Here is a 21,674-nt window from a genome sequence, read left to right on the forward strand (position 1 = left end):
GGAGTGCACTCCAAGGTCTTAGCGTGGAGACCATGACGGTCGTCCAGATGGTGAAGCAGGAAGCACCCCCGGCCGCGATGTGCGCGCCGCCCCCGCCGTACCCGAGACCCGACGGGCGGGACCAGTACACGATCAGCGAGGTCGCCGAGCTGACCGGGCTGAGCGCGCACACGCTGCGCTGGTACGAGCGGATCGGGCTGATGCCGCACGTGGACCGCTCGAACACCGGGCAGCGCCGCTTCCGCAACCGGGATCTGGACTGGCTGGCCTTCGTCGGGAAGCTGCGGCTCACCGGCATGCCGGTCGCCGACATGGTGACGTACGCGGAGATGGTGAAGGCCGGGGAGCGGACCTTCGCGCAGCGCAAGGCGCTGCTGGAGGCGACCCGGGTGGACGTGGTCGCGCGGATCGCCGAGCTGCAGGACACCCTGACGGTGCTCGACCACAAGATCAGTACGTATGCGGGCGCCGAACCGGCGCCGGAGAGGACAGGTGCGTGATGGCCGCCGCACGGATCGAGACGGTACGGCTGGGCGCGGAAGGCCCGGTGGTCGGCGTCCAGGGCCTGGGCTGCATGGGCATGAGCGAGTTCTACGGCGACACCGACGAGGCGGCCGCCCGCGAGACGCTGGAGACCGCGCTGGACGCGGGCGTCACCCTCTTCGACACCGCCGACATGTACGGCATCGGGGCCAACGAGGAATTCCTCGCGCCCTTCGTGGCCGCGCACCGCGACGAGATCACCCTCGCGACGAAGTTCGCCAACGAGCGCCGCGCGGACGACCCGACCTACCGGGCCATCCGCAACGACCCGCCCTACATCCGGCAGGCCGTCGACGCGAGCCTGCGCCGCCTCGGCATCGACGTCATCGACCTCTACTACATGCACCGCCGCAATCCGGAGGTGCCGCTCGCCGAGTCGGTCGGCGCGATGGCGGAGCTGGTGACCGCGGGCAAGGTGCGGCACCTCGGGCTGTCCGAGGTGACCGGTCCCGAGCTGCGCGAGGCGCACGCGGTGCACCCGATCGCCGCGGTGCAGTCGGAGTGGTCGCTCTTCAGCCGGGACGTCGAGAAGTCGGTGGTCGGCGCGGCGGCAGAGCTGGGCGTGGCCTTCGTGCCGTACTCCCCGCTCGGGCGCGGTTTCCTGACCGGCTCCTTCCAGGACGCCACCGCCGACCTCGCGGCGAACGACTTCCGCCGCCACCAGCCGCGCTTCACCGGCGACAACGCCCGGCGCAACGCGGAGCTGCTGGAGCCGGTCCGCCGGGTCGCGAAGGCGCACGACGCGACGCTCGGCCAGATCGCGCTGGCGTGGGTGCACTCGCGGGCCCAGGCGCACGGCCTGGCGGTCGTGCCGATCCCCGGTACCCGCAAGGCCTCCCGCGTGCTGGAGAACGTCGCGGCGGCCCGTATCACCCTGGACGAGGCCGAGCTCGCCGAGCTGGAGCCGATCGCCGCGCAGGTGGCGGGCGACCGCTACCCGGACATGAGCAGCACGTCCGACGCGCGCGAGTGACCCGAGGTCACGGCCGGACGCGGGCCGCCCGGATCGCCGCGAGCACCGCGGCGGCGAAGGGCAGCGACTCCTGCACCGGGCCGTAGCCCAGACCGAACAGCACGGCGGCCGGGTCCTGGTCGGGTTCGCCCGGCTGGGGCCCGCCGTCGCGCCGCAGCAGCCGCAGGTAGCCGTGCAGCAGCTCGGGCGAGCGCCAGTCCACGCCCCGCAGCTCCTCCACCGGGAAGCTCTGGTCCCCGGCCTTCCACTTGGCCGTCGACGCGCCCGTCCAGAACCAGCGGAAGCTGACCGTGCGGCCGTCGAACAGCGCCCGCGCGTCGTACGCCTTGAAGGCCAGCGGCGGCGGCGGGGCGTCCACCAGGAAGCGGGTCAGCGGCTCGCCGGGCCCGGCGATCACCGCGCGTAGCTCGTCGCGGTAGAACTCCGCGAGGGTCTCCGAGGAGTCCGGCAGGATCAGCCGGTAGGGGTCCGCGGTCTCCTTGAGCTGTCCGCCCGCAGCCTCGACCAGCGGGTCCGCCCCCGCCCGCGGCACCGCCCGCAGCACCACGTGGCCGCGGCGGCCCGCCGCCAGCTCCACCGCCTCCAGCGCGGCGTGCGGGATCCGGCGCTCGCGCAGCGCCGGGAGCAGCCGCGCGTTGCGGCCCGCGCTCCGGCTGTACCGGATCACCACGGCGTCGGGCTCGAACTCCCATACGGCATTGCTTCCGGCCAGCACATCGCCCATACGCGTCACCCTATGCGTAGTCGGTCCAACCCTCTGCCCCACGGCGCAGGCCCGTTACGCGGAAGGGCGCTCGTCCGCCAGCGTGACGGAGGAGTAGCGGGCCAGCGCGATACGGGCGAAGTTCGCAAGGCTCGCGGTGCCGGGGACGAAATATCCGGCGTGCCCCTCCGCCCGTCCCGTCCGCACCACCGTGGCGCCGAACCCTTCGGCGACCGGATCCGTACCGTGGCCGAGCCCGGCGAACTCGATGTGCGGGACGTCCGCTATCCAGTCGCCGTCGTCCCTCGCCGCCCACACACGCGCCGACGTGTGCAGATCCGACGCCCGCCCGACGTGCATCCCGGGGCTGCCGGACACCGCGATGTCGGTGACCTGGCCGGGCCGCAGCCGGGGCGCGGCGACCCCGCAGAGCACCGAGCCGTACGAGTGGCAGAAGAGCGCCACGTGCAGGCCGCGCGGCAGCGCGGCCAGCAGCCGGAGCAGCCGGGGCGCGCCACGCTCGGCCAGCTCCGCGTTGGAGGCGTCCAGGCCGATCCCGCCGGGCGCGGTCCAGTCGGCCCAGGCGATCACGGCGACCCTGGCGGCCGGGGCGAGGGCGCGCTCGCGCCGGTAGAGGGCGCGGGCCATGCCGGCGGGGGCCGAGTAGCGGCCGTAGGTGCGCTCGAAGGTGAGGATGTCCGTGCCGACGCCCGGCACGACGACCGCGACCCGGCTCGCGGTCGCGAGGTCGCCGAGGACCTCGGCGGCCCGCCCGCCCCCGGCGGGGTCGAACGCGAGGATCTGCCGTCCGCCGCGCAGCAGCGAGGCGTAGCGGTTGGCGAGCCGCCCGGCCTCCTCGCGGCCGGCGGGGGAGAGGACGCTGCTGGAGGAGCGGGCGCGCTCGCGGTCGCGGGCGGTGCTCAGGGCGTAGCGGTTGGCCTGGTAGCGCAGGGCGACGGGCGCGCCGTCGAGGTTGCCGACGACGAGGGCGTAGCGGCGGGCCAGGCCCAGGGCCTGCGGGCGGGTGAGGGTCGCGAAGAAGCGGGCGACGACGCCGGGCGGCGCGCTGTCCGGGTCCGGCATCCGGTGGCCCGCGAACGTCGCGCGCCGCCACGCGTCCACGGCCGCCGTACGGGCGTCCCGCGGCCCGTGCGGGCGGACGGCCGTCCAGCCGGTCGTGGCCAGCAGGACGAACGCGACGGCCAGCGCCACCAGCACCCGCACGGAGCCGAGCCCCTCCCCGCCGGGCAGGAAGGCGCGGGCGGCCGGCGGCGCGGCCCTCGGGGGTACGGGCTCGACCCGCGGCCGCGGCAGCACCACCGCCGTGACGGCCTGCGCGGGCAGCGGCGTCCCGGCCCGCACCGGGCGCCCCCCGACGGACTCCGCCGGTGCCGCGGGCCCGGTGCCGTGGCGGGGCCCGCGCGGGGGCGGCAGGCCTCCGGCGCGGCGCGGCTCCCCGGCGAGGGGCGGGCGGGGAAGGGGCGGCGCTGGGGGTGCGGACACTCGCGGTTGCCTCGGGACGGAGCGGGCGTGGACCGTGCGGGGTGCGGGCGGCCCGGCCGGGGGTCAGGGGACGGCGGCACGCGCGATCAGCCTAGTGCTGTGACCGGGAGGGTTTGCCGGTAGCTTGCGGCGTCCGGTGCGGTGTGTCGCAAGGCGCCGGATCGGCCTCGTAGTGGGCCTACTCGGTCGATGCGGCAACGCAGCGAGGTGCCGTGCAGGGCGTCGCAAGCCGGTGAACCCTCCCGGTCACAGCACCAGGGGGTCCCGGGGCCCGGAACAGGCCGGGAAAGGGCGGAGCCCCGGGCGGCCGGCGGCCGCCCGGGGCTCCGGGGGGTGTGCGGGTCAGGCGTCGCCGCCGGCCGCGCCGGGGTCGGCCGCCGACGCGTCGAGCAGCTGGTAGCGGTCCACGGCCTGCTTGAGCACCGACCGGTCGACCTTGCCGTCCTGCGCCAGCTCGGTCAGCACGGCGAGCACGATCGACTCGGCGTCGATGTGGAAGAAACGCCGTGCGGCCCCGCGCGTGTCGGCGAAGCCGAAGCCGTCCGCGCCCAGCGAGGTGTACCGGCCCGGCACCCAGCGGGCGATCTGGTCCGGTACCGCGCGCATCCAGTCCGAGACGGCCACGAAGGGCCCCTCGGCGCCGGTGAGCTTGCGCGTCACGTACGGCACCTGCTGCTCCTCCTCGGGGTGCAGCAGGTTGTGCTCCTCGACGGCGACGGCCTCGCGCCGCAGCTCGTTCCAGGAGGTCGCGGACCACACGTCGGCGGCCACGTTCCACTGCTCGGCGAGGATGCGCTGGGCCTTGAGAGCCCACGGCACGGCCACGCCGGACGCCATGATCTGCGCCGGGATCGCCCCGGCCTGGCCCCGGCCGACCCGGTGGATGCCCTTGAGGATGCCCTCGACGTCCACGTCTGCGGGCTCGGCCGGGTGCTGGATCGGCTCGTTGTAGACCGTCAGGTAGTAGAAGACGTCCTCGCCGGGCTGCCCGTCCGCCGTCTCGCCGTACATCCTGCGCAGGCCGTCCTGCACGATGTACGCGATCTCGTACGCGTAGGCCGGGTCGTAGGCGACGCAGCCCGGGTTGGTGGACGCCAGCAGCTGGGAGTGGCCGTCGGCGTGCTGCAGGCCCTCGCCGGTGAGCGTGGTGCGGCCGGCGGTCGCGCCGAGCACGAAGCCGCGGGAGAGCTGGTCGGCCATCTGCCAGAACTGGTCGCCGGTGCGCTGGAAGCCGAACATCGAGTAGAAGACGTAGACCGGGATGAGCGGCTCGCCGTGCGTGGCGTAGGCCGAGCCCGCCGCGATGAGCGAGGCCGTGCAGCCCGCCTCGGAGATGCCGTCGTGCAGCATCTGGCCGGTCGGCGACTCCTTGTACGCGAGCAGCAGCTCGCGGTCCACCGACTCGTACTGCTGGCCCAGCGGGTTGTAGATCTTCGCGCTCGGGAAGAACGCGTCCATGCCGAAGGTGCGGTATTCGTCGGGCGCGATCAGCACGAAGCGCTTGCCGATCTCCTTGTCCCGCATCAGGTCCTTCAGCACCCGGACGAAGGCCATCGTGGTGGCGATCGACTGGGCGCCCGAGCCCTTCTTCGCCGACGCGTACGTCTTGTCGCCCGGCAGTGGCAGCGGCTTGGCGCGCACCACCCGGGTCGGCACGTACCCACCGCAGGCCTTGCGGTGGTCGTGCATGTACTGGATCTCCTCCGACTGCCGGCCGGGGTGGTAGTACGGCGGGTAGCCCTCGTCGAGCTGCTTGTCGGTGATCGGCAGGTGCAGCCGGTCGCGGAAGCGCTTGAGGTCGTCGACGGTGAGCTTCTTCATCTGGTGGGTCGCGTTGCGGCCCTCGAAGTTCGGCCCGAGCGTCCAGCCCTTGATGGTCTGGGCGAGGATCACCGTCGGCTGGCCCTTGTGCTCCATCGCGGCGGTGTAGGCGGCGAAGATCTTGCGGTGGTCGTGGCCGCCGCGCCCGAGGTGCAGGATCTGCTCGTCGGTGAGGTTCTCGACCATCTTGCGCAGCCGCTGGTCGCTGCCGAAGAAGTGCTCGCGGATGTAGCCGCCGGACTCGGTCGCGTACGTCTGGAACTGGCCGTCGGGCGTGGTGTTCATCTTGTTGACGAGCAGGCCGTCGCGGTCCTGGGCGAGCAGCGGGTCCCAGGAGCGGTCCCAGACGAGCTTGATCACGTTCCAGCCGGCGCCGCGGAACTGCGACTCCAGCTCCTGGATGATCTTGCCGTTGCCGCGCACCGGGCCGTCGAGGCGCTGCAGGTTGCAGTTGACGACGAAGGTCAGGTTGTCCAGGCCCTCGCGGGCGGCGATGGACAGCTGGCCGAGCGACTCCGGCTCGTCCATCTCGCCGTCGCCGAGGAAGGCCCACACGTGCGACGCCGAGGTGTCGGCGATGCCGCGCGCGTGCATGTAGCGGTTCATCCGGGCCTGGTAGATCGCGCTGAGCGGGCCGAGGCCCATCGACACGGTCGGGAATTCCCAGAAGTCCGGCATCAGCCGCGGGTGCGGGTAGCTCGACAGCCCGTTCGGCGCCTTCGACTTCTCCTGGCGGAAGGCGTCGAGGTTGGCCTCGGTCAGCCGGTCGAGCAGGAAGGCGCGGGCGTAGATGCCGGGTGAGGCGTGGCCCTGGAAGAAGATCTGGTCGCCGCCGCGGCCGTCGTCCTTGCCGCGGAAGAAGTGGTTGAAGCCCACGTCGTAGAGCGAGGCCGAGGACGCGAAGGTCGCGATGTGGCCGCCGACACCGATTCCGGGGCGCTGCGCGCGCGACACCATGACGGCGGCGTTCCACCGGGTGGCGTTGAGGATGCGGCGCTCGATCTCCTCGTTGCCGGGAAAGAACGGTTCGTCGCGGGTGGCGATCGTGTTGACGTAGTCGGTGCTGCGCATCTCGGGCACCGCGACGCGCTTCTCGCGGGCGCGCTCGATGAGCCGGAGCATCAGGTAGCGGGCGCGCTCACGGCCGCGCTCGTCGATGGCCGCGTCCAGCGAGTCCAGCCATTCCGCCGTCTCCTCGGGATCGAAATCCGGGACCTGGCTCGGAAGGCCGCCAATGATGATCGGGTTGCGATCGGATGCGGAAGCCACGCTGTTCCTTTGCTGCTCGGTGGTGGTGCTCGTTCGCACCGCGGGGTCGCGCCGCATCCATCGTGGACCGCCCCGCGTCAAACGTCATCTCTACCCAGTGGTAACCGCGGAACATCCGGGACTGCGGCAATTCGGGCCGGGTCCCACCCGCGGCCAAACGTGAACTCTACGCCCACTCGGACGTACGACCGACTGGCGGCGCCAATCGTGCGTAACACCGGCAAACCGTCGTGAGCTGCGTCACCATGGGGGGTGCGGGTTGCGGCGACACGGTCGAATCGTCACCGTTTCGGCGGTCTCGTACGCCGGGTACTTGCGCGATCCGCCGCGCCCGTGTGGACTACCGCCAATAAGTCCGCGTGCGCGCGGGCTCACCCCATGACAGGAGGCAAAGCGTGAGCGCGACCGCGGACCACGCGGAGGAGCGGACCAAACCGGCGAGCCGGCTTGGTTTCGAGCCCGGACAGGTGGTCCAGGAGCTCGGGTACGACGAGGACACCGACCAGGAGTTCCGCGAGGCAATCGAGGAGCTCACGGGTGAGGAGCTCGCCGATGAGGATTACGACGACGTGCCCGACGGCGTCCTGCTGTGGTTCCGCGAGGACGACGGCGACCTCACCGACGCGCTCGTCGACGCGACCTCGACGGTCGACGACGGGGCCCCGATCTGGCTCATGACGCCCAAGACGGGCCGCGACGGCCACGTCGAGCCCAGCGAGATCGGCGAGGCCGCGAAGACGGCGGGCCTCGCCCAGACCAGCAGCGTCAACGCGGCGAAGGACTGGACGGGTACCCGTCTCGTCACGCCCAAGGCGGCGAAGGCCGGCAAGCGCTAGCCGCTCCCCGCGGTTCCCCCCCGGCGGGCGGCACCCCGCCGCGGGGGCTATTCGTGTTCGCCGGGTACGCGTCGACTGTGGCTGAGCGCGCAGTTCCCCGCGCCCCTGATGGCTTGCCCGGAGTGGCAGGAGCAGGCTCCGCCGGGGGGCTGCCGCTCGGGACGAGGACGACCGTTTGCAAAGGGGCGCGGGGAACTGCGCGACAAGCCACCCACCGGCAGAAGGTCGCGGAACTGTCCGCAAGGGGCAGCCCGGAGCGCACACCCGCCGCCAGGAGGAAGATTGAGCATGACCGACCGGCCGGCGCCGGACTTCGCGCTGCCCGACCAGCACGGTCGGACGGTCACCCTCGCGGAGTTCCGCGGGGAGAAGAACCTCGTCCTGGTCTTCTACCCGTTCGCCTTCACCAGCGTGTGCAGCGGCGAGCTGCAAGCCCTCCAGCGCGAGCTGGACGCACTCCAGCGGGAGGACACCGCGCTGCTCGCCGTCTCGTGCGACTCCATGCACGCGCAGCGGATCTTCTCCGACCAGGAAGGCTTCACCTTCCCCCTGCTCAGCGACTTCTGGCCGCACGGCAACGCCTCACGCGCGTACGGCGTCTTCGACGACGACAAGGGGTGCGCGCTGCGCGGCTCGTTCGTGATCGACCGTGAAGGCGTGATCCGCTGGTCCGTGGTGAACGGGCTGCCGGACGCGCGGGATCTTCACGACTACGTAAAGGCGCTGGAAGCAGTGCGGTCGACGGGAACGGGTCACTAAGCTCACCTCGTTGACCGGGTGGACCGCCCGGTCGTACGAACGTATACACGCGAACCGATGGGGAGGACTCGTGGGAGTCAGCCTGAGCAAGGGTGGCAACGTCTCGCTGACCAAGGAGGCGCCCAATCTCACGGCGGTCGTCGTCGGTCTGGGCTGGGACGCGCGCACGACCACCGGAGCCGACTTCGACCTCGACGCGAGCGCGCTGCTCACGAACGAGGCGGGCAAGGTGCTGTCGGACCAGCACTTCGTGTTCTTCAACAACCTGCGCAGCCCGGACGGCTCGGTCGAGCACACCGGCGACAACCTCACCGGTGAGGGCGAGGGCGACGACGAGGTCATCAACGTCAACCTCGCGGGCGTGCCGGCCGACGTCGTGAAGATCGTCTTCCCGGTGTCGATCTACGAGGCCGAGCAGCGCCAGCAGAGCTTCGGCCAGGTGCGCAACGCCTACATCCGCGTCCTCAACGCGGCCGACCAGCGCGAGCTGGCCCGCTACGACCTGACCGAGGACGCCTCGACCGAGACGGCCATGGTCTTCGGCGAGCTCTACCGGCACGGCGGCGAGTGGAAGTTCCGCGCCATCGGTCAGGGGTACGCCTCGGGTCTGCGCGGCATCGCGCAGGACTTCGGCGTCAACGTCTGACCCGGGCCGGGCAGCCGAGCGGCAGCGACGAGCAGTAGCGACAGAGCACCGACCTAGGGGGAAGGACCACCATGGGCGTCACATTGGCCAAGGGAGGAAACGTCTCCCTCTCCAAGGCCGCGCCGAATCTCACCCGGGTGCAGATCGGCCTGGGCTGGCGGGCCCGCTCGACCACCGGCGCCGACTTCGACCTGGACGCCAGCGCGCTGCTGTGCGGAAACGGCCGGGTGCTGGGGGACGAGTTCTTCGTCTTCTATAACAATCTGAAGAGTCCGGAGGGCTCTGTCGAGCACACTGGTGACGATCTGACCGGCGGCAGCGGCGGTGACGACGAGACGATCCTGGTGGATCTGACACTGGTCCCGGAGCGCGCCGACAAGATCGTCTTCCCGGTGTCGATCTACGACGCGGACGCCCGTGCCCAGACCTTCGGGCAGGTCAGCGACGCGTACATCCGCGTGGTGAACCAGAGCGACGGAGTCGAGCTGGCCCGCTACGACCTGACCGAGGACGCGTCGACCGAGACAGCGATGATCTTCGGTGAGCTGTACCGCTACAACGGGGAGTGGAAGTTCCGCGCGGTAGGTCAGGGGTACGCCTCCGGTCTGCGCGGGATCGCCCTAGACTTCGGGGTCAACGTTTCGTAAAGCCCGCACGGTGCGGGGGACCTCGTGGTCATGGGTCACAAGGATTGGGTGGGAAGCACGTGCTCCTCAGAACATTCGGCTGGTCGTTCGGCATCACCGCCGCCGGCCTCGCCCTGGCCGGCGTCCTCTGGGGGTGGCACGGACTCGCGATCGTAGCGATCCTGTCGGTCCTGGAGATCTCGCTCTCGTTCGACAACGCCGTCATCAACGCGGGCATCCTGCGGAAGATGAACGCCTTCTGGCAGAAGATGTTCCTGACGGTGGGCGTGCTCATCGCGGTCTTCGGCATGCGGCTGGTCTTCCCGATCATCATCGTGGCGATCACCGCGAAGCTGAGCCCGTGGGAAGCGGTCAGGGTCGCGGTCAACGACCACGACCGGTACGAGGCGCTGGTCACCGGGGCCCACCCGGCCATCGCGGCCTTCGGCGGGATGTTCCTGCTGATGATCTTCCTCGACTTCATCTTCGAGGAGCGCGAGATCACCTGGCTCGGCTGGCTGGAGCGGCCGCTGGCCAAGCTCGGCAAGCTGGACATGCTCTCGGTCGTCATCGCGCTCGTCGTGCTGGTGATCGCGGGCACCACGGTGGCCACCGGTGTCCCGGTGCACGGCGGGCACGGCGAGATCGACAAGGCCGAGACGGTGCTCCTCGCCGGTGTCGGCGGCCTCATCACGTACCTGGTCGTCGGGGGCATCTCCGGCTTCTTCGAGGAGCGGATCGAAGAGGACGAGGACGAGGACGACGACGAGGACGGCGACGACGAGGCCGAGGGCGCGGCCGCCGAGAAGAAGAGCGGTCCCACCGCCGGGCAGGTGGCGGGGCTGGCCGGCAAGGCCGCGTTCTTCATGTTCCTCTACCTGGAGGTCATCGACGCGTCGTTCTCCTTCGACGGGGTCGTCGGCGCCTTCGCCATCAGCAACGACATCTTCGAGATCGCGCTCGGCCTCGGCATCGGCGCCATGTACATCCGGTCGCTGACCGTCTTCCTGGTCCGCAAGGGGACGCTGGACGACTACGTGTACCTGGAGCACGGCGCCCACTACGCGATCGGCGCGCTGGCCTTCATCCTGCTGGCCACCATCAAGTACGACATCAGCGAGGTCGTCACCGGTCTCGTCGGCGTCGTCCTGATCGCGGCGTCGTACTGGTCGTCGGTGGTACGCAACCGCCGTCTCGGGGAAGGTTCCCAGTCGGCGGACGACGACAAGACGGAAGTCACGACCGGCGTGTGACCGGTCGCCCGTGACGTGCCGCTGCCCCCGCCGCCCGGCGGGGGCAGCGGCACGTGCGGGGGGGAGCTACGGCTACGGGAGGGTGGCGGCAATGGCGTGGCGGGACTTCTTCCGGCCCACCGGCGCGGGGCAGTTCGACATGGCGAACGCGCACACGGTCGAGCTGACCAAGCGGCATCCGGTGGTGTCGCTGACCAAGCAGGGCGCGGCGGTCGGCAACATGCGGGTCAACCTGTCCTGGTCGATGCGCACCTCCGACACCGGCAGCTGGGCGACCGACGACCGCGGTTTCCTGCGCCGCCAGTTCGACGTCTTCCGGCCCCGGGTGGTCCAGGCGGCCGGCCCGGCGATGGTCAACGTCGACCTGGACCTGGCGTGCATGTACGAGCTGGCCGACGGCAGCAAGGGCGTCGTGCAGCCGCTCGGTGAATTCCACGGCGACCTGGACTCGCCGCCGTACATCCAGATGAGCGGTGACGACCGCTTCGGCGGCACCTCCGGCGAGACGCTCTACATCAACTTCGACAAGCGCGACGAGTTCAAGCGGCTGCTGGTCTTCGTCTACATCTACGACGGCACGCCCGCCTTCGACCGCACCCACGCCAAGATCGAGATCTTCCCCGGCTCCGGTCCGCGCATCGAGATCCCGCTCAACGAGCGCGAGCCGCAGGCCCGCTCGTGCGCCGTGGTGCTCATCGAGAACAACAAGGGCGAGCTGACCGTGCGCCGCGAGGTGAAGTACGTCTACGGCTTCCAGGCCGAGATCGACCGGCTCTACGGCTGGGGCCTGCAATGGGGCCGCGGCTACAAGTCCAAGCTCTGACCGCGGCCCCTCCCCGTACGGCCGCGGCTCAGCGCTGCTGCTGGAACTGCGGCCCCTGCGGGGGCAGCACGAAGACCGGGCCGCCCACTGCGGAGGCGGCCACCGGCTGCGGGTATCCGTACGCCGGGTAGCCGGGCTGCGGATGCTGGTGCACCGGCGGCGCGGCGGGCGGCGGGGGCGGGGCCACGGGCGGGGCGGCGGCGACGGGCTGCGGGTAGCCGTACGCCGGCTGCGCGGGGACATGGCCGACGGAGGGCGCGGGCAGCGGGTAGCCGTACGCGCTGGACCGGTCGGGCGGGGGCGCGGCGTGCGGGCGGGTCTGCACCTGCGACGGGCTCGGCGGCTGCGGCGGGGGGCCCTGCGCGGGAGCGGGGGCCTGGCCCTGGGACGCGGCGTCGTCGCCCTTCGCGGCCTCGGCCGCCTCCTCCGCCGCGTCGTCCACCGTGATGCCGAACTCGGTCGCCAGGCCCACCAGGCCGGTCGCGTAGCCCTGCCCCACCGCGCGGAATTTCCAGCCGCCGTCCTTGCGGTACAGCTCACCGCAGTTGAGCGCGGTCTCGGCGCCGGTGTCCGGGCGCACGTCGAAGGTCACCAGCGGCGGGCTGCCGGGTGCGGAGGTGTCGTACAGCAGCACGCACAGGTCGCGGACCGACCGGAAGGGCCCGCCGTCGCAGGAGGCGGCGACGACCGCCCGCTGGACCGTGGCGTCCAGCGCCGCGAGGTCCACCTCGACGGTGTCGGTCAGGCCCTCGGCCACCCGGTGCTTGGGCAGGTGACGGGCCACGCCCGAGGGGTGCCGGGGGGCGTTGTAGAAGACGAAGTCGGCGTCCGAGCGCACCTTGCCGCCGCTGCCCAGCAGCAGCACGGAGGCGTCCACGTCGGGCGTTCCGCTGCCGGGGCTCCAGCGCAGCACCGCGCGGATGCCGGGGGCGTCGAGGGGGACGTTCGAGCCCTTCACCATCACGTGCGTCATGCCCGCCATCCTGCCCTTCCGGCGGGCCGCCCCACAACGTCGCAGGGGCCCGCCGGCCCCCGGGGCGGCGCTTCCGCCGCCCCGGCCCCCGCCGTACGGTGGGTGGATCCTCCGGGTCACCCCGCCGACCTGCGGTGGTTACGTGTTCTTCACGTGCGGAGGGAACGTCTCGTGCATGCTCACTCGTACGATAATCGGCCAGATGTCCTCAAGGCCCGTCACTTGACCCCGTACCTGGAAAGGGGGCGCCATGCGACACTTCGGCCACCTCGCCGCCGAAACGCGGCAGGAGCTGTTCCACATCGAGCCGGGGGAATTCACCCCTGATTCGCCCGCGGCGATGCTCGCGGTCGCCCTCGGCGCGACCCTGTACTCGCCGGCGACACGGCCCACACTCGCCGACGACGTGCTGAAGCAGGCGTCGCGCGGGGTCGTGTCCATGGTGCTGTGCCTGGAGGACTCCATCGACGACCGCGACGTGGAGGCCGGTGAGGCCAACATCGTCCGGCAGTTCCGCGAACTCGCCGACCGCCCGGACGCGGCCGGCGCGCTGCCGCTGCTCTTCATCCGGGTCCGCACCCCGTGGCAGATCACCGACCTCACCACCCGGCTCGGCGACAGCGTGGCGCTCCTGTCGGGCTTCGTGCTGCCGAAGTTCACCGAGGAGACCGGCGTCCCCTTCCTGGAGGCGCTCACCGCCGCCGAGGCCGCGTGCGGACGCCGGCTGTTCGCCATGCCCGTGCTGGAGTCGCCGGAGCTGATGCACCTGGAGACCCGGGTCGAGGCGCTCAACGGCATCTCCCGCACCGTCGACAAGTACCGCGAGCGGGTGCTCGCGCTGCGCCTGGGCGTCACCGACTTCTGCTCCTCCTACGGCATCCGCCGCGGGCCCGCCATGACCGCGTACGACGTGCGGATCGTCGCCTCGGTGATCGCCGACGTCGTCAACGTCCTCGGCCGCGCCGACGGCTCCGGCTTCACGGTGACCGGCCCGGTCTGGGAGTACTTCCGCCACCAGGAGCGCATCTTCAAGCCGCAGCTGCGCCGCAGCCCCTTCGCCGAGGGCGAGTCCGAGGAGCTGCGCGACGCGCTGCTGGAGCGCGACATGGACGGGCTGCTGCGCGAGATCGAGCTGGACCGCGCCAACGGACTCCAGGGCAAGACCTGCATCCACCCCACCCACGTCCCGATCGTGCACGCGCTGAACGTGGTCACGCACGAGGAGTACAGCGACGCCGCCGACATCCTGCACCAGGACCGCAGCGGTGGCGGAGTGCTGCGCTCCGCTTACACGAACAAGATGAACGAGGTCAAACCGCACCGCGCCTGGGCCGAGCGCACCCTGCTGCGGGCCGGGGCCTTCGGCGTCGCGCGCGAGGGCATCAGCTTCGTCGAACTCCTCGCGGCCTGTGTTCCCACGGCCTGACCAGGCATCCTTGTACGAGACATGAAATTCACCGGAGAAGACCGCCCCCGCCCCGCCGCGGACGCCGCCCCCTGGACCGGCCAGTGGGTCGCCGACCGGCTCGGCATAGCCCTGCACGGCGAGGGCCTGCCCGGCCTGCTCGGCCTCGCCCTGCGCCGCAACCCCAAACGCGCCCACCTGCTGGTCTCCAACGTCCTCGGCAAGCACGTCCCGCAGCGCCCCGGCACGGTCTACGGGCACGCCCGCGACCTGGGCCTGCGGGTCCGCGCGCTGCTCGGCGGGCAGGACGCCGCCCGCGCCGTCGTCGTCGGCTACGCCGAGACCGCGACCGGGCTCGGCCACGCCGTCGCCGACGGCGTCGGGCCCGTGCCGTACCTGCACTCCACCCGCCGCGAGGTGCCCGGACTCGCGTCCGGCGGCGCCTTCCAGGAGGAGCACAGCCACGCCACCGGGCACCTGCTGCTGCCCGAGGACCCGGCACTGCTCGCCGGGACGGGGCCGCTGGTGCTCGTGGACGACGAGTTCTCCACCGGGCAGACCGTCCTCAACACCATCCGCGACCTGCACGCCCGCCACCCGCGCGGGCACTACGTCGTCGTCGCCCTCACCGACATGCGCGCCCCCGCCGACCACGCCCGCCTCGCCGCCTTCGCCGCGGAGCTGGGCGCCCGGGTCGACGTGCTGTCCCTGGCCGCCGGGACGGTCACGCTGCCGGACGGCGTGCTCTCCGACGCCCAGACCCTCGTGGCCGAGCTGACGCCCTCCGCTCCCGACCCGGCCGCTCCCGACCCGGCCGCCGCCGAGCCCGCCGCCGAGGTGCGGCGGGTGGGGCTGCACTGGCCCGCCGGGGTGCCCGACGGGGGCCGGCACGGCTTCCTGCCCGCGCACCGCGCCGCCCTGGAGGCCGCACTCCCCGGTATGGGCCGGCGGCTCGCGCAGGCCCTGCCCGCGGGGGCGCGCCGGGTGCTCGTACTCGGCACCGAGGAGCTGATGTACGCGCCGCTGCGGCTCGCGCAGGCCCTGGAGGCGTACGCGCCCGGCGGGGCGCCCGCGGGGCCGCGGGCCGGCGCCGAGGGGCTTCCCGCGGGGGAGAACCGGCCGGACGGGTCCCCCGGCGTCGAGGCGTACTTCTCCACGACCACCCGCTCGCCGGTGCTCGCCGTCGACGACCCCGGCTACGCGATACGCAGCCGGCTGGTCTTCCCCGCGCACGACGACCCCACCGACGACGGCTCGCGCGAGCGGTACGCGTACAACGTCGCCGGGGCCGGCTTCGACGCCGTCGTGTGCGTCACCGACTCCGCGGGCGACACCCCGGCCCTCCACGCGCCCGGCGGGCTGCTCGCCCGGCTCGCCCCGCACACCGGCACGGTGCTGCTCGCCGTCGTCCCCACCCACGCCCCCACCCCCGCTCCCGCCCCCGCTCCCTCCCGACCGAACGGAAACCACGGCCTGATGAGTGCAACCCCCGGACCGCTGCGCGGCCCCGACTTCGGCTCGTACGCCGCGGACGAGGTGGGCTGGCTGCTCAAGGACCTGTCCGACGTGCGGCTCGAAGCGCCCACCGAGGAGCGCGAGGAGGCCATCCAGAGCGGTGGCGCCCACTACGCCGAGTCGCTGCCGGTCGAGTACCAGCCCAGCGCCGCCTACCAGGACCTCTTCCGGGCGGCCCTGGAGACCTCCGCCGGGCGCATCGCCCGCGCGGTCGGCGCCGTCACCGAGCTGGTGCTCGCCGAGCGCGGGCCCGACGCCGTCCTGGTGTCGCTGGCCCGGGCCGGCACCCCGGTCGGCGTGCTGATGCGCCGCTGGGCCCGGCAGGCGCACGGCCTGGAGCTGCCGCACTACGCCGTCAGCATCGTCCGCGGCCGCGGCATCGACCCCGCCGCGCTGCGCTGGCTCGCCGCCCACCACGACCCGGCCGACTGCGCCTTCGTCGACGGCTGGACGGGCAAGGGCGCCATCACCCGCGAACTCGCCGACGCCATCGACGCCTTCCCCGAGTTCGCCCGCTTCCGCCCGGAGATCGCGGTGCTCGCCGACCCCGGCGGCTGCGTGTCCACGTACGGCACCCGCGACGACTTCCTGATCCCGTCCGCGTGCCTGAACTCCACCGTCTCCGGCCTCGTCTCGCGCACCGTGCTGCGCGCCGACCTCGTCGGGCCCGGCGAATTCCACGGCGCCAAGTTCTACCGCGAGCTGGCGGAATCCGACGTCTCCGCGCTCTTCCTCGACACCGTCACCGCCGCCTTCGGCGAGGTCGGCGACGACGTGGCCCGCGACGTCAAGGCGCTGCGCGCGCAGGACCGCTCCCCGACATGGGCGGGCTGGGCGGCCGTCGAGCGGATCAGCGAGGAGTACGGCATCGGCGACGTCAACCTCGTCAAGCCCGGCGTCGGCGAGACCACCCGCGTCCTGCTGCGGCGCGTCCCGTGGAAGATCCTCGCCTCCCGCGGCGCGGGCGCCGACCTCGACCACGTACGCCTGCTCGCCGAGCAGCGCGGGGTGCCCGTCGAGGAGACCGACGAGCTGCCGTACTCGTGCGTCGGCCTCATCCACCCGCGCTACACCCGCGGTGCGACCGGCACCGACGGCAAGGCGGTGCAGGGCCTGTGAACCGCGCCTACACCCGGACGATCGTCGCGAGCGACCTCGACCGCACCCTCATCTACTCGGCCGCCGCGCTCGCCCTGGGCATGCCCGACGAGCAGGCCCCGCGGCTGCTGTGCGTCGAGGTGCACGAGAGCCGGCCGCTGTCCTTCATGACCGAGGCCGCCGGCCGCGTCCTGGCGGAGCTCTCCGACACCGTGCGCTTCGTGCCCGCCACCACCCGCACCCGCAAGCAGTACCGCCGGGTCAGCCTGCCCTGCCCGACGCCGAGCTACGCGATCTGCGCCAACGGCGGGCACCTGCTGGTCAACGGGCGCACCGACCACGACTGGAACGCCGAGATGCGCCGCCGGCTCGCCGACGGCTCCGCCCCGCTCGACGAGGTGCGCGCGCACCTGGCCGCGACCGCCGACCCCGAGTGGCTGCGCAAGGAGCGGATCGCCGAGGACCTCTTCTGCTATCTGGTCGTCGACCGCGAACGGCTCCCCGCCGGATGGGTCAAGGAGCTCACCGCCTGGGCCGATCCGCTCGGCTGGACGGTCTCCCTCCAGGGCCGCAAGATCTACGCGGTGCCCCGGCCGCTGTCCAAGAGCGCGGCCCTGGCCGAGGTCGTCCGCCGCACCGGCGCCGACCGCATCCTGGCCGCGGGCGACTCCCTCCTCGACGTCGACCTCCTCCTCGCCGCCGACGCCGGCTGGACCCCGGGCCACGGCGAACTCTCCGACACCGGCTGGACCGCCCCGACCGTCACCGCCCTCCCCACGGCGGGCGTGGCGGCAGGCGAACACATCCTCCGGGAGTTCCTGACCCACGTGTAGGGCCCCCGGGCCCGCGGGGTGCCGGTACGGGAGAGGCCGCCCCGGGGGCGCGGGCCGCCGTTGCGGAAGAAGGCCGGCAAACCAGGGGCGCGTGGGGGCACCCCCGGGCGAAGCTCCGGGGGAGAACGGAGCGACCAGCCACGACGGCGGGGAGGTCGCGGCACAGCAGCGAGCACCCCCGGCGCGTCAACCCTCCCGCGGAGAGACGACCCGGTCGCAGAAGCCCCGCCGTCTCTCCACGCGCACCGCGTTCTCCCGCTCGCTGGAAGCGATGAACTCCCGCGCCTCCTCCTCGCTCCGCCCACCGCGCAGGTGCCTGCGCAGAAGGCGCCGCTCCCGCAGCCTCCGCGGGGTCTCGACGTACCAGAGCTCGTCCAGCAGGTCGCGCACCCGCGCCCAGCCGGGCCCGTCGTCGGCGAGGTAGTTGCCCTCGGTGACGACGAGCGCCGTGCCCGCCGGCACGACGAGCCCCGCCGCTATCGGCTCGTCGAGGCCGCGGTCGAAGTCGGGCGCGTACACCGGGCGCGCCCGCTCCGCGCGCAGCCGCTCCAGCAGCACCACGTAGCCGTCCACGTCGAAGGTCTCGGGCGCGCCCTTGCGGTCCCGCAGGTCCAGCCGGTCCAGCTGCGCGTTGGACAGGTGGAAGCCGTCCATCGGGACGTACGCGGCCGTCCCGGCGCCCAGCCGCTCGTCGACGCCCGCGACCAGCCGCCTGGCCAGCGTCGACTTGCCCGCGGCGGGCGCGCCCGCGAGCCCCAGCAGCGCGCGCCGGCCTGGAATGCTGGGCACCAGGGCGACCGCGTCATCGACAAGCATCCCGTCACCCTAAGTGCCAGACCTGGGAGCAGACTCGTGTACGAAACGAAAAACCCGCAGCTCACGCCCGAGCTGTACGCATACGTCCTGGACCACAATCCGCTCGACCCGGTGCAACGCGAACTGGTGGACGTCACCCACCAGCGGCTCGGCGAGGTCGCCGGCCTGCAGACGGCGGAGGAGCAGGGCCCGCTGCTGGCGTTCCTGGTACGGCTGACCGGCGCGCGGCAGATCGTCGAGGTCGGCACGTTCACCGGCTTCTCGACGCTGTCCATGGCCCAGGCGCTGCCCGAGGGCGGGCGCGTCATCGCGTGCGACATCTCGGAGGAGTGGACGGCCGTGGGCCGCGAGGCGTGGCAGAAGGCGGGCGTCGCCGACCGCATCGACCTGCGGATCGCGCCGGCCCTCGACACGCTGCGGGCGCTGCCGCAGGACCCGTGGATCGACCTGGTCTTCCTCGACGCCGACAAGGGCGCGTACATCGACTACTGGGAGGAGCTGGTGCCGCGGATGAACCCCGGCGGCCTGCTGGTCGTCGACAACACCCTCTTCCACGGCGACGTCTCCGACCCGGAGACCACCGGCGGCGGCGCGGCCATCCGCGCCTTCAACGACCACGTGCGGGCCGACGACCGGGTCGACGACGTGCTGCTCACGGTCGCGGACGGGCTGACGCTGGCCCGCCGCCGCTAGTGCTGTGACCGGGAGGATCCACCGGCTTGTGGCGTCCGGCACGGCACCTCGCTGGGTTGCCGCATCGACCGAGCAGGCCCACTACGAGGCCGATCCGGCGCCTTGCGACGCACCGCACCGGACGCCGCAAGCTACCGGCAAACCCTCCCGGTCAGGGTGCCGCTGCCGCCAGTACGGGTTGTCGTGCGGGAGACCGCCCGTCACCCGCCCGTACATCCCGAAGAACAGCAGCAGCAGCCCCACCCCGAAGCTGAAGAGCACGTTGGACATCTTGAACGCCAGCAGGTTGCTGTCCGTGTCCAGCAGCGCCAGATTGACGAAACCGCTGATCAGGAAGGCGGCGCCGACGCAGATGTTGAGGGTGGAGGCGAAATTGCCGCCGATGACCATGCCGACGAAGAGCAGCGCGCCGACGCCGATCGAGATCGAGCTGAGCGCGCCGTTGGAGTTCAGGCCCGCGACGCGCTCGCCCGCCTGGTTCAGGAACGAGACGTGGTTGAGCAGGCCCAGGATGCCGAAGACGACGAGGATCAGGCCCATCAGCCCGGCGCCGAAGCGGTAGACCTGGCTGAGCCGGTGGTCGACGGGGACGTGGTCGTTCAGCTGCATGGGCGCCTCCTTGGGAGTTGGCCGTTCGAGGACGCCACTTCCCAGGATAGGCCGGGGACCGGCGCCCAGCAGCGCGGCCCGGATACGCTGTGGCCATGCCTCGTTACGAATACCGCTGCAAGACGTGCGGCGCGACCTTCGAAATGCGCCGCCCCATGTCGCAGTCCGGCGCCCCCGCGCCCTGCCCCCAGGGCCACGGCGACACCGTCAAGCTGCTCTCGACGGTCTCGGTCGGCGGCACCGCCTCGGCCGCCGGCGGTTCCGCCCCGGCCCCGGCCCCCGCGGGCGGCGGGGGCGGTGGCTGCTGCGGCGGTGGCTGCTGCGGCTGACCTGCGACGTCCGGCGTACCGGCGTACCGGCGAACCGGCGTACCGGCGAACGGCCCGCTACGGCCGCGTACGCGACGCGGCGGACCGCGGGCGGGTCAGCGGCCCGCCGCGCGGTCCTCGCGGATGTTGGACACCACGCGGTTGACCTTCTCGCGCACCGCGGCCGTCTCGGTCAGGAACGCCCAGTAGTCCGGGTGCGCGCCCTCCAGGCCCGCCAGCGCGCGGTCCAGCCGGGCGACCGCCTCGTCCAGCGGGCGGGCGTGCCGCGGCTCGGGCTGGTTGCGGCCCTGCATCGCCAGTCGCTGGGCGTCCCGGATCGCGAAGCGGGTGCGCTCCACCTCGGCCTTCGGGTCCTTGCTGACCTCGTTGAGCCGCTGCAGCCGGTCCCGCGCGGCACCCACCGCGCCGTCCACGTCGTCCATGAGCGCGCGCACGGTGGCGAGCTTCTCGGTCGCCTGCGACCACGCCTGCGCGTCCCGCGCCTTGCGGGCCTCGGCGAGCGTCGCCTCCGCCTGCCGTACGGCCTGCGCGGCCTGCTCCGGCACGGGCTGGAGGTCCTGCCAGCAGGCGAGCGAGAAGCGCCGCCGCAACTCGCTGAGGACCGGGGCCACGCCCTCCGCGCGGGTGCCGAGCGCCTGCACCCGGGTGCGCAGCGACACCAGGCGCTTGTCGATCTCCCGGGCCTGCTCCGGCAGCCGCTCGGCCTCGGCCCGCACAGCCTCGGCCTTGAGGCGGATGTCGTTCGCGCGCCGCACGGTGTCCTGGACGCCGTGCTTGGCGGCGCCCTCGTTGAGCTTGGTCAGCTCCGGGGCGAGCGCCGCGAGCCGGGCCGCGAGGTCGTCCGCGGCGAGCCCGGCGGCCCGTACCGCGTCCAGCGCCCGGCTGGCGGCCAGCAGCGTCTGCTTGGCCTGCTCGCGGGCCGGGGCGAGCCGGGCCAGCTGCGTCTCGGCCCGGTCCAGCAGCGGGGCCGTCTGCGACTGGTAGCGGTCCAGCTCCTTGCGTACGTTCGCCAGGTCGTCCTTGGCGCGGTTCAGCTCGGCGATCGCGCGGTTCGCGGCGCCGTGGTCCAGGTCGTCCCGGTCCAGGTCGTGGGCGTCGACGGTACGGATGTAGGCCGCGCTGACCTCGTCGATGCGGTTCTTGAGCGCCTCGAAACCGGACAGCGCCCGGCGGGCCTCGGCGGACTGCTCGACCGCCGAGATCGTCTCGACGGAGATCTCCAGCTCTCGCTGCGCGGTGTCCAGCTCGTAGAAGGCCTGCGCGGCGGCGTCCTTCGCGGCCTGAGCCTCGGCGCGCATGTTCTCGCCGCGCCGCCACCACGAACGTGCCGTCGTCACGTTAAGTCTCTCTCCCCGTGTCGCCGCCCCACACCGTCGCGTCCCATCCTCCCACCCGCCCGCCCCGAACACACGGCCCGGTCCACCCGCAGCCCGGCCCCCGTACACGCCCCCGTATGCCCTTGCCCACCGGCCCCCGCGGCAAGGTAACCTGTGACGTCGCATTCTGCGGGGCGTGTAGCTCAGTGGTAGAGCGCCGCCCTTACAAGGCGGATGTCGGCGGTTCGAAACCGTCCACGCCCACACCGGAAGCCCAGGTCGAAGGCCCCTCCGTCACGACGACGGAGGGGCCTCCGGCGTTGCCGTACGCA

General features: G+C 72.6%; 19 protein-coding genes, 1 tRNA gene and 1 pseudogene. 14 read left to right on the forward strand and 7 right to left on the reverse strand.

Annotated elements, in window-relative coordinates; all coding sequences use genetic code 11:
- Positions 1–32: 32 nt before the first annotated feature.
- On the forward strand, positions 33–500 hold the full coding sequence (locus IH54_RS0131655) for a MerR family transcriptional regulator (protein ID WP_043182860.1): 468 nt from the start codon (positions 33–35) through the stop codon (positions 498–500).
- The gene (locus IH54_RS0131660; protein WP_031523531.1) at positions 500–1,516 is read left to right on the forward strand and encodes an aldo/keto reductase; all 1,017 of its coding nucleotides are present in this window, start codon (positions 500–502) and stop codon (positions 1,514–1,516) included. The genes IH54_RS0131655 and IH54_RS0131660 overlap by 1 nt, the downstream gene beginning before the upstream one ends.
- A 19-nt stretch (positions 1,517–1,535) precedes the next feature.
- Here IH54_RS0131660 and IH54_RS0131665 read toward each other — a convergent pair.
- The 3 genes and pseudogenes from IH54_RS0131665 to aceE all read right to left on the reverse strand — a co-directional run.
- A pseudogene (locus IH54_RS0131665) lies at positions 1,536–2,240 on the reverse strand (DUF4429 domain-containing protein); the annotation flags it as partial.
- A 54-nt stretch (positions 2,241–2,294) separates the two neighbouring features.
- Positions 2,295–3,470: an alpha/beta hydrolase gene (locus IH54_RS0131670; RefSeq protein WP_031523535.1), complete on the reverse strand. Its 1,176-nt coding sequence runs from the start codon at positions 3,468–3,470 to the stop codon at positions 2,295–2,297.
- Between the two features lie 594 nt (positions 3,471–4,064).
- The gene (gene aceE, locus IH54_RS0131675) at positions 4,065–6,812 is read right to left on the reverse strand and encodes a pyruvate dehydrogenase (acetyl-transferring), homodimeric type (RefSeq protein ID WP_031523537.1); all 2,748 of its coding nucleotides are present in this window, start codon (positions 6,810–6,812) and stop codon (positions 4,065–4,067) included.
- Positions 6,813–7,207: 395 nt separating this feature from the next.
- Between aceE and IH54_RS0131680 the strand changes: the two genes are divergently transcribed.
- The 6 genes from IH54_RS0131680 to IH54_RS0131705 all read left to right on the forward strand — a co-directional run bounded on the left by IH54_RS0131680 (position 7,208) and on the right by IH54_RS0131705 (position 11,755).
- A complete protein-coding gene (locus IH54_RS0131680; RefSeq protein ID WP_031523539.1) occupies positions 7,208–7,648 on the forward strand; it encodes a DUF3052 domain-containing protein in 441 nt (146 codons plus the stop codon).
- Between the two features lie 288 nt (positions 7,649–7,936).
- Complete coding sequence (locus tag IH54_RS0131685) at positions 7,937–8,407, forward strand: peroxiredoxin (protein ID WP_031523541.1); 471 nt, start codon at positions 7,937–7,939, stop codon at positions 8,405–8,407.
- A gap of 70 nt (positions 8,408–8,477) precedes the next feature.
- The gene (locus IH54_RS0131690) at positions 8,478–9,053 is read left to right on the forward strand and encodes a TerD family protein (RefSeq protein WP_031523543.1); all 576 of its coding nucleotides are present in this window, start codon (positions 8,478–8,480) and stop codon (positions 9,051–9,053) included.
- Positions 9,054–9,124: 71 nt separating this feature from the next.
- Positions 9,125–9,700 carry a TerD family protein gene (locus IH54_RS0131695; RefSeq protein WP_031523545.1) on the forward strand — a complete coding sequence of 192 codons (576 nt, stop codon included), beginning with the start codon at positions 9,125–9,127 and terminating at the stop codon, positions 9,698–9,700.
- A 59-nt stretch (positions 9,701–9,759) separates the two neighbouring features.
- Entirely contained in the window at positions 9,760–10,932 is a 1,173-nt protein-coding gene (locus IH54_RS0131700; protein WP_031523547.1) for a DUF475 domain-containing protein, read from the forward strand.
- 91 nt (positions 10,933–11,023) lie between these two features.
- Positions 11,024–11,755: a TerD family protein gene (locus IH54_RS0131705; protein ID WP_031523548.1), complete on the forward strand. Its 732-nt coding sequence runs from the start codon at positions 11,024–11,026 to the stop codon at positions 11,753–11,755.
- A gap of 28 nt (positions 11,756–11,783) precedes the next feature.
- On the opposite strand, the gene IH54_RS0131710 is transcribed toward IH54_RS0131705, so the two are convergent.
- Positions 11,784–12,737, reverse strand: a complete 954-nt coding sequence (locus IH54_RS0131710) for a TerD family protein (protein WP_031523550.1) — start codon at positions 12,735–12,737, stop codon at positions 11,784–11,786.
- Positions 12,738–12,978: 241 nt separating this feature from the next.
- Between IH54_RS0131710 and IH54_RS0131715 the strand changes: the two genes are divergently transcribed.
- From IH54_RS0131715 to IH54_RS0131725, 3 genes are read left to right on the forward strand one after another with little or no spacing between them, the layout of a single operon-like run.
- Positions 12,979–14,154, forward strand: coding sequence for an HpcH/HpaI aldolase/citrate lyase family protein (locus IH54_RS0131715; protein ID WP_031523552.1), 1,176 nt, complete (start codon positions 12,979–12,981; stop codon positions 14,152–14,154).
- Positions 14,155–14,175: 21 nt separating this feature from the next.
- Positions 14,176–16,767, forward strand: a complete 2,592-nt coding sequence (locus tag IH54_RS0131720) for a phosphoribosyltransferase (RefSeq protein ID WP_031523554.1) — start codon at positions 14,176–14,178, stop codon at positions 16,765–16,767.
- The gene (locus tag IH54_RS0131725) at positions 16,764–17,579 is read left to right on the forward strand and encodes a hypothetical protein (RefSeq protein ID WP_031523555.1); all 816 of its coding nucleotides are present in this window, start codon (positions 16,764–16,766) and stop codon (positions 17,577–17,579) included. The genes IH54_RS0131720 and IH54_RS0131725 overlap by 4 nt, the downstream gene beginning before the upstream one ends.
- Before the next feature lie 186 nt (positions 17,580–17,765).
- Here IH54_RS0131725 and IH54_RS0131730 read toward each other — a convergent pair whose 3' ends face one another.
- Complete coding sequence (locus IH54_RS0131730; protein WP_031523557.1) at positions 17,766–18,395, reverse strand: nucleoside/nucleotide kinase family protein; 630 nt, start codon at positions 18,393–18,395, stop codon at positions 17,766–17,768.
- A gap of 36 nt (positions 18,396–18,431) precedes the next feature.
- Between IH54_RS0131730 and IH54_RS0131735 the strand changes: the two genes are divergently transcribed.
- Positions 18,432–19,088, forward strand: a complete 657-nt coding sequence (locus IH54_RS0131735) for an O-methyltransferase (RefSeq protein ID WP_031523559.1) — start codon at positions 18,432–18,434, stop codon at positions 19,086–19,088.
- 81 nt (positions 19,089–19,169) lie between these two features.
- On the opposite strand, the gene IH54_RS0131740 is transcribed toward IH54_RS0131735, so the two are convergent.
- Complete coding sequence (locus tag IH54_RS0131740) at positions 19,170–19,697, reverse strand: DUF4383 domain-containing protein (protein WP_052398093.1); 528 nt, start codon at positions 19,695–19,697, stop codon at positions 19,170–19,172.
- 95 nt (positions 19,698–19,792) lie between these two features.
- Between IH54_RS0131740 and IH54_RS0131745 the strand changes: the two genes are divergently transcribed.
- A complete protein-coding gene (locus tag IH54_RS0131745) occupies positions 19,793–20,026 on the forward strand; it encodes an FmdB family zinc ribbon protein (protein WP_031523563.1) in 234 nt (77 codons plus the stop codon).
- A 95-nt stretch (positions 20,027–20,121) separates the two neighbouring features.
- Here the strand turns inward: IH54_RS0131745 and IH54_RS0131750 are convergent, their stop codons facing one another.
- Positions 20,122–21,324 carry a hypothetical protein gene (locus IH54_RS0131750; protein WP_234344104.1) on the reverse strand — a complete coding sequence of 401 codons (1,203 nt, stop codon included), beginning with the start codon at positions 21,322–21,324 and terminating at the stop codon, positions 20,122–20,124.
- A 210-nt stretch (positions 21,325–21,534) separates the two neighbouring features.
- Between IH54_RS0131750 and IH54_RS0131755 the strand changes: the two genes are divergently transcribed.
- Positions 21,535–21,606: transfer RNA gene (locus IH54_RS0131755), tRNA-Val, on the forward strand.
- Positions 21,607–21,674: the final 68 nt, after the last annotated feature.

This window comes from Streptomyces sp. NRRL F-5123, from assembly GCF_000721495.1.
Classification (GTDB): domain Bacteria; phylum Actinomycetota; class Actinomycetes; order Streptomycetales; family Streptomycetaceae; genus Actinacidiphila.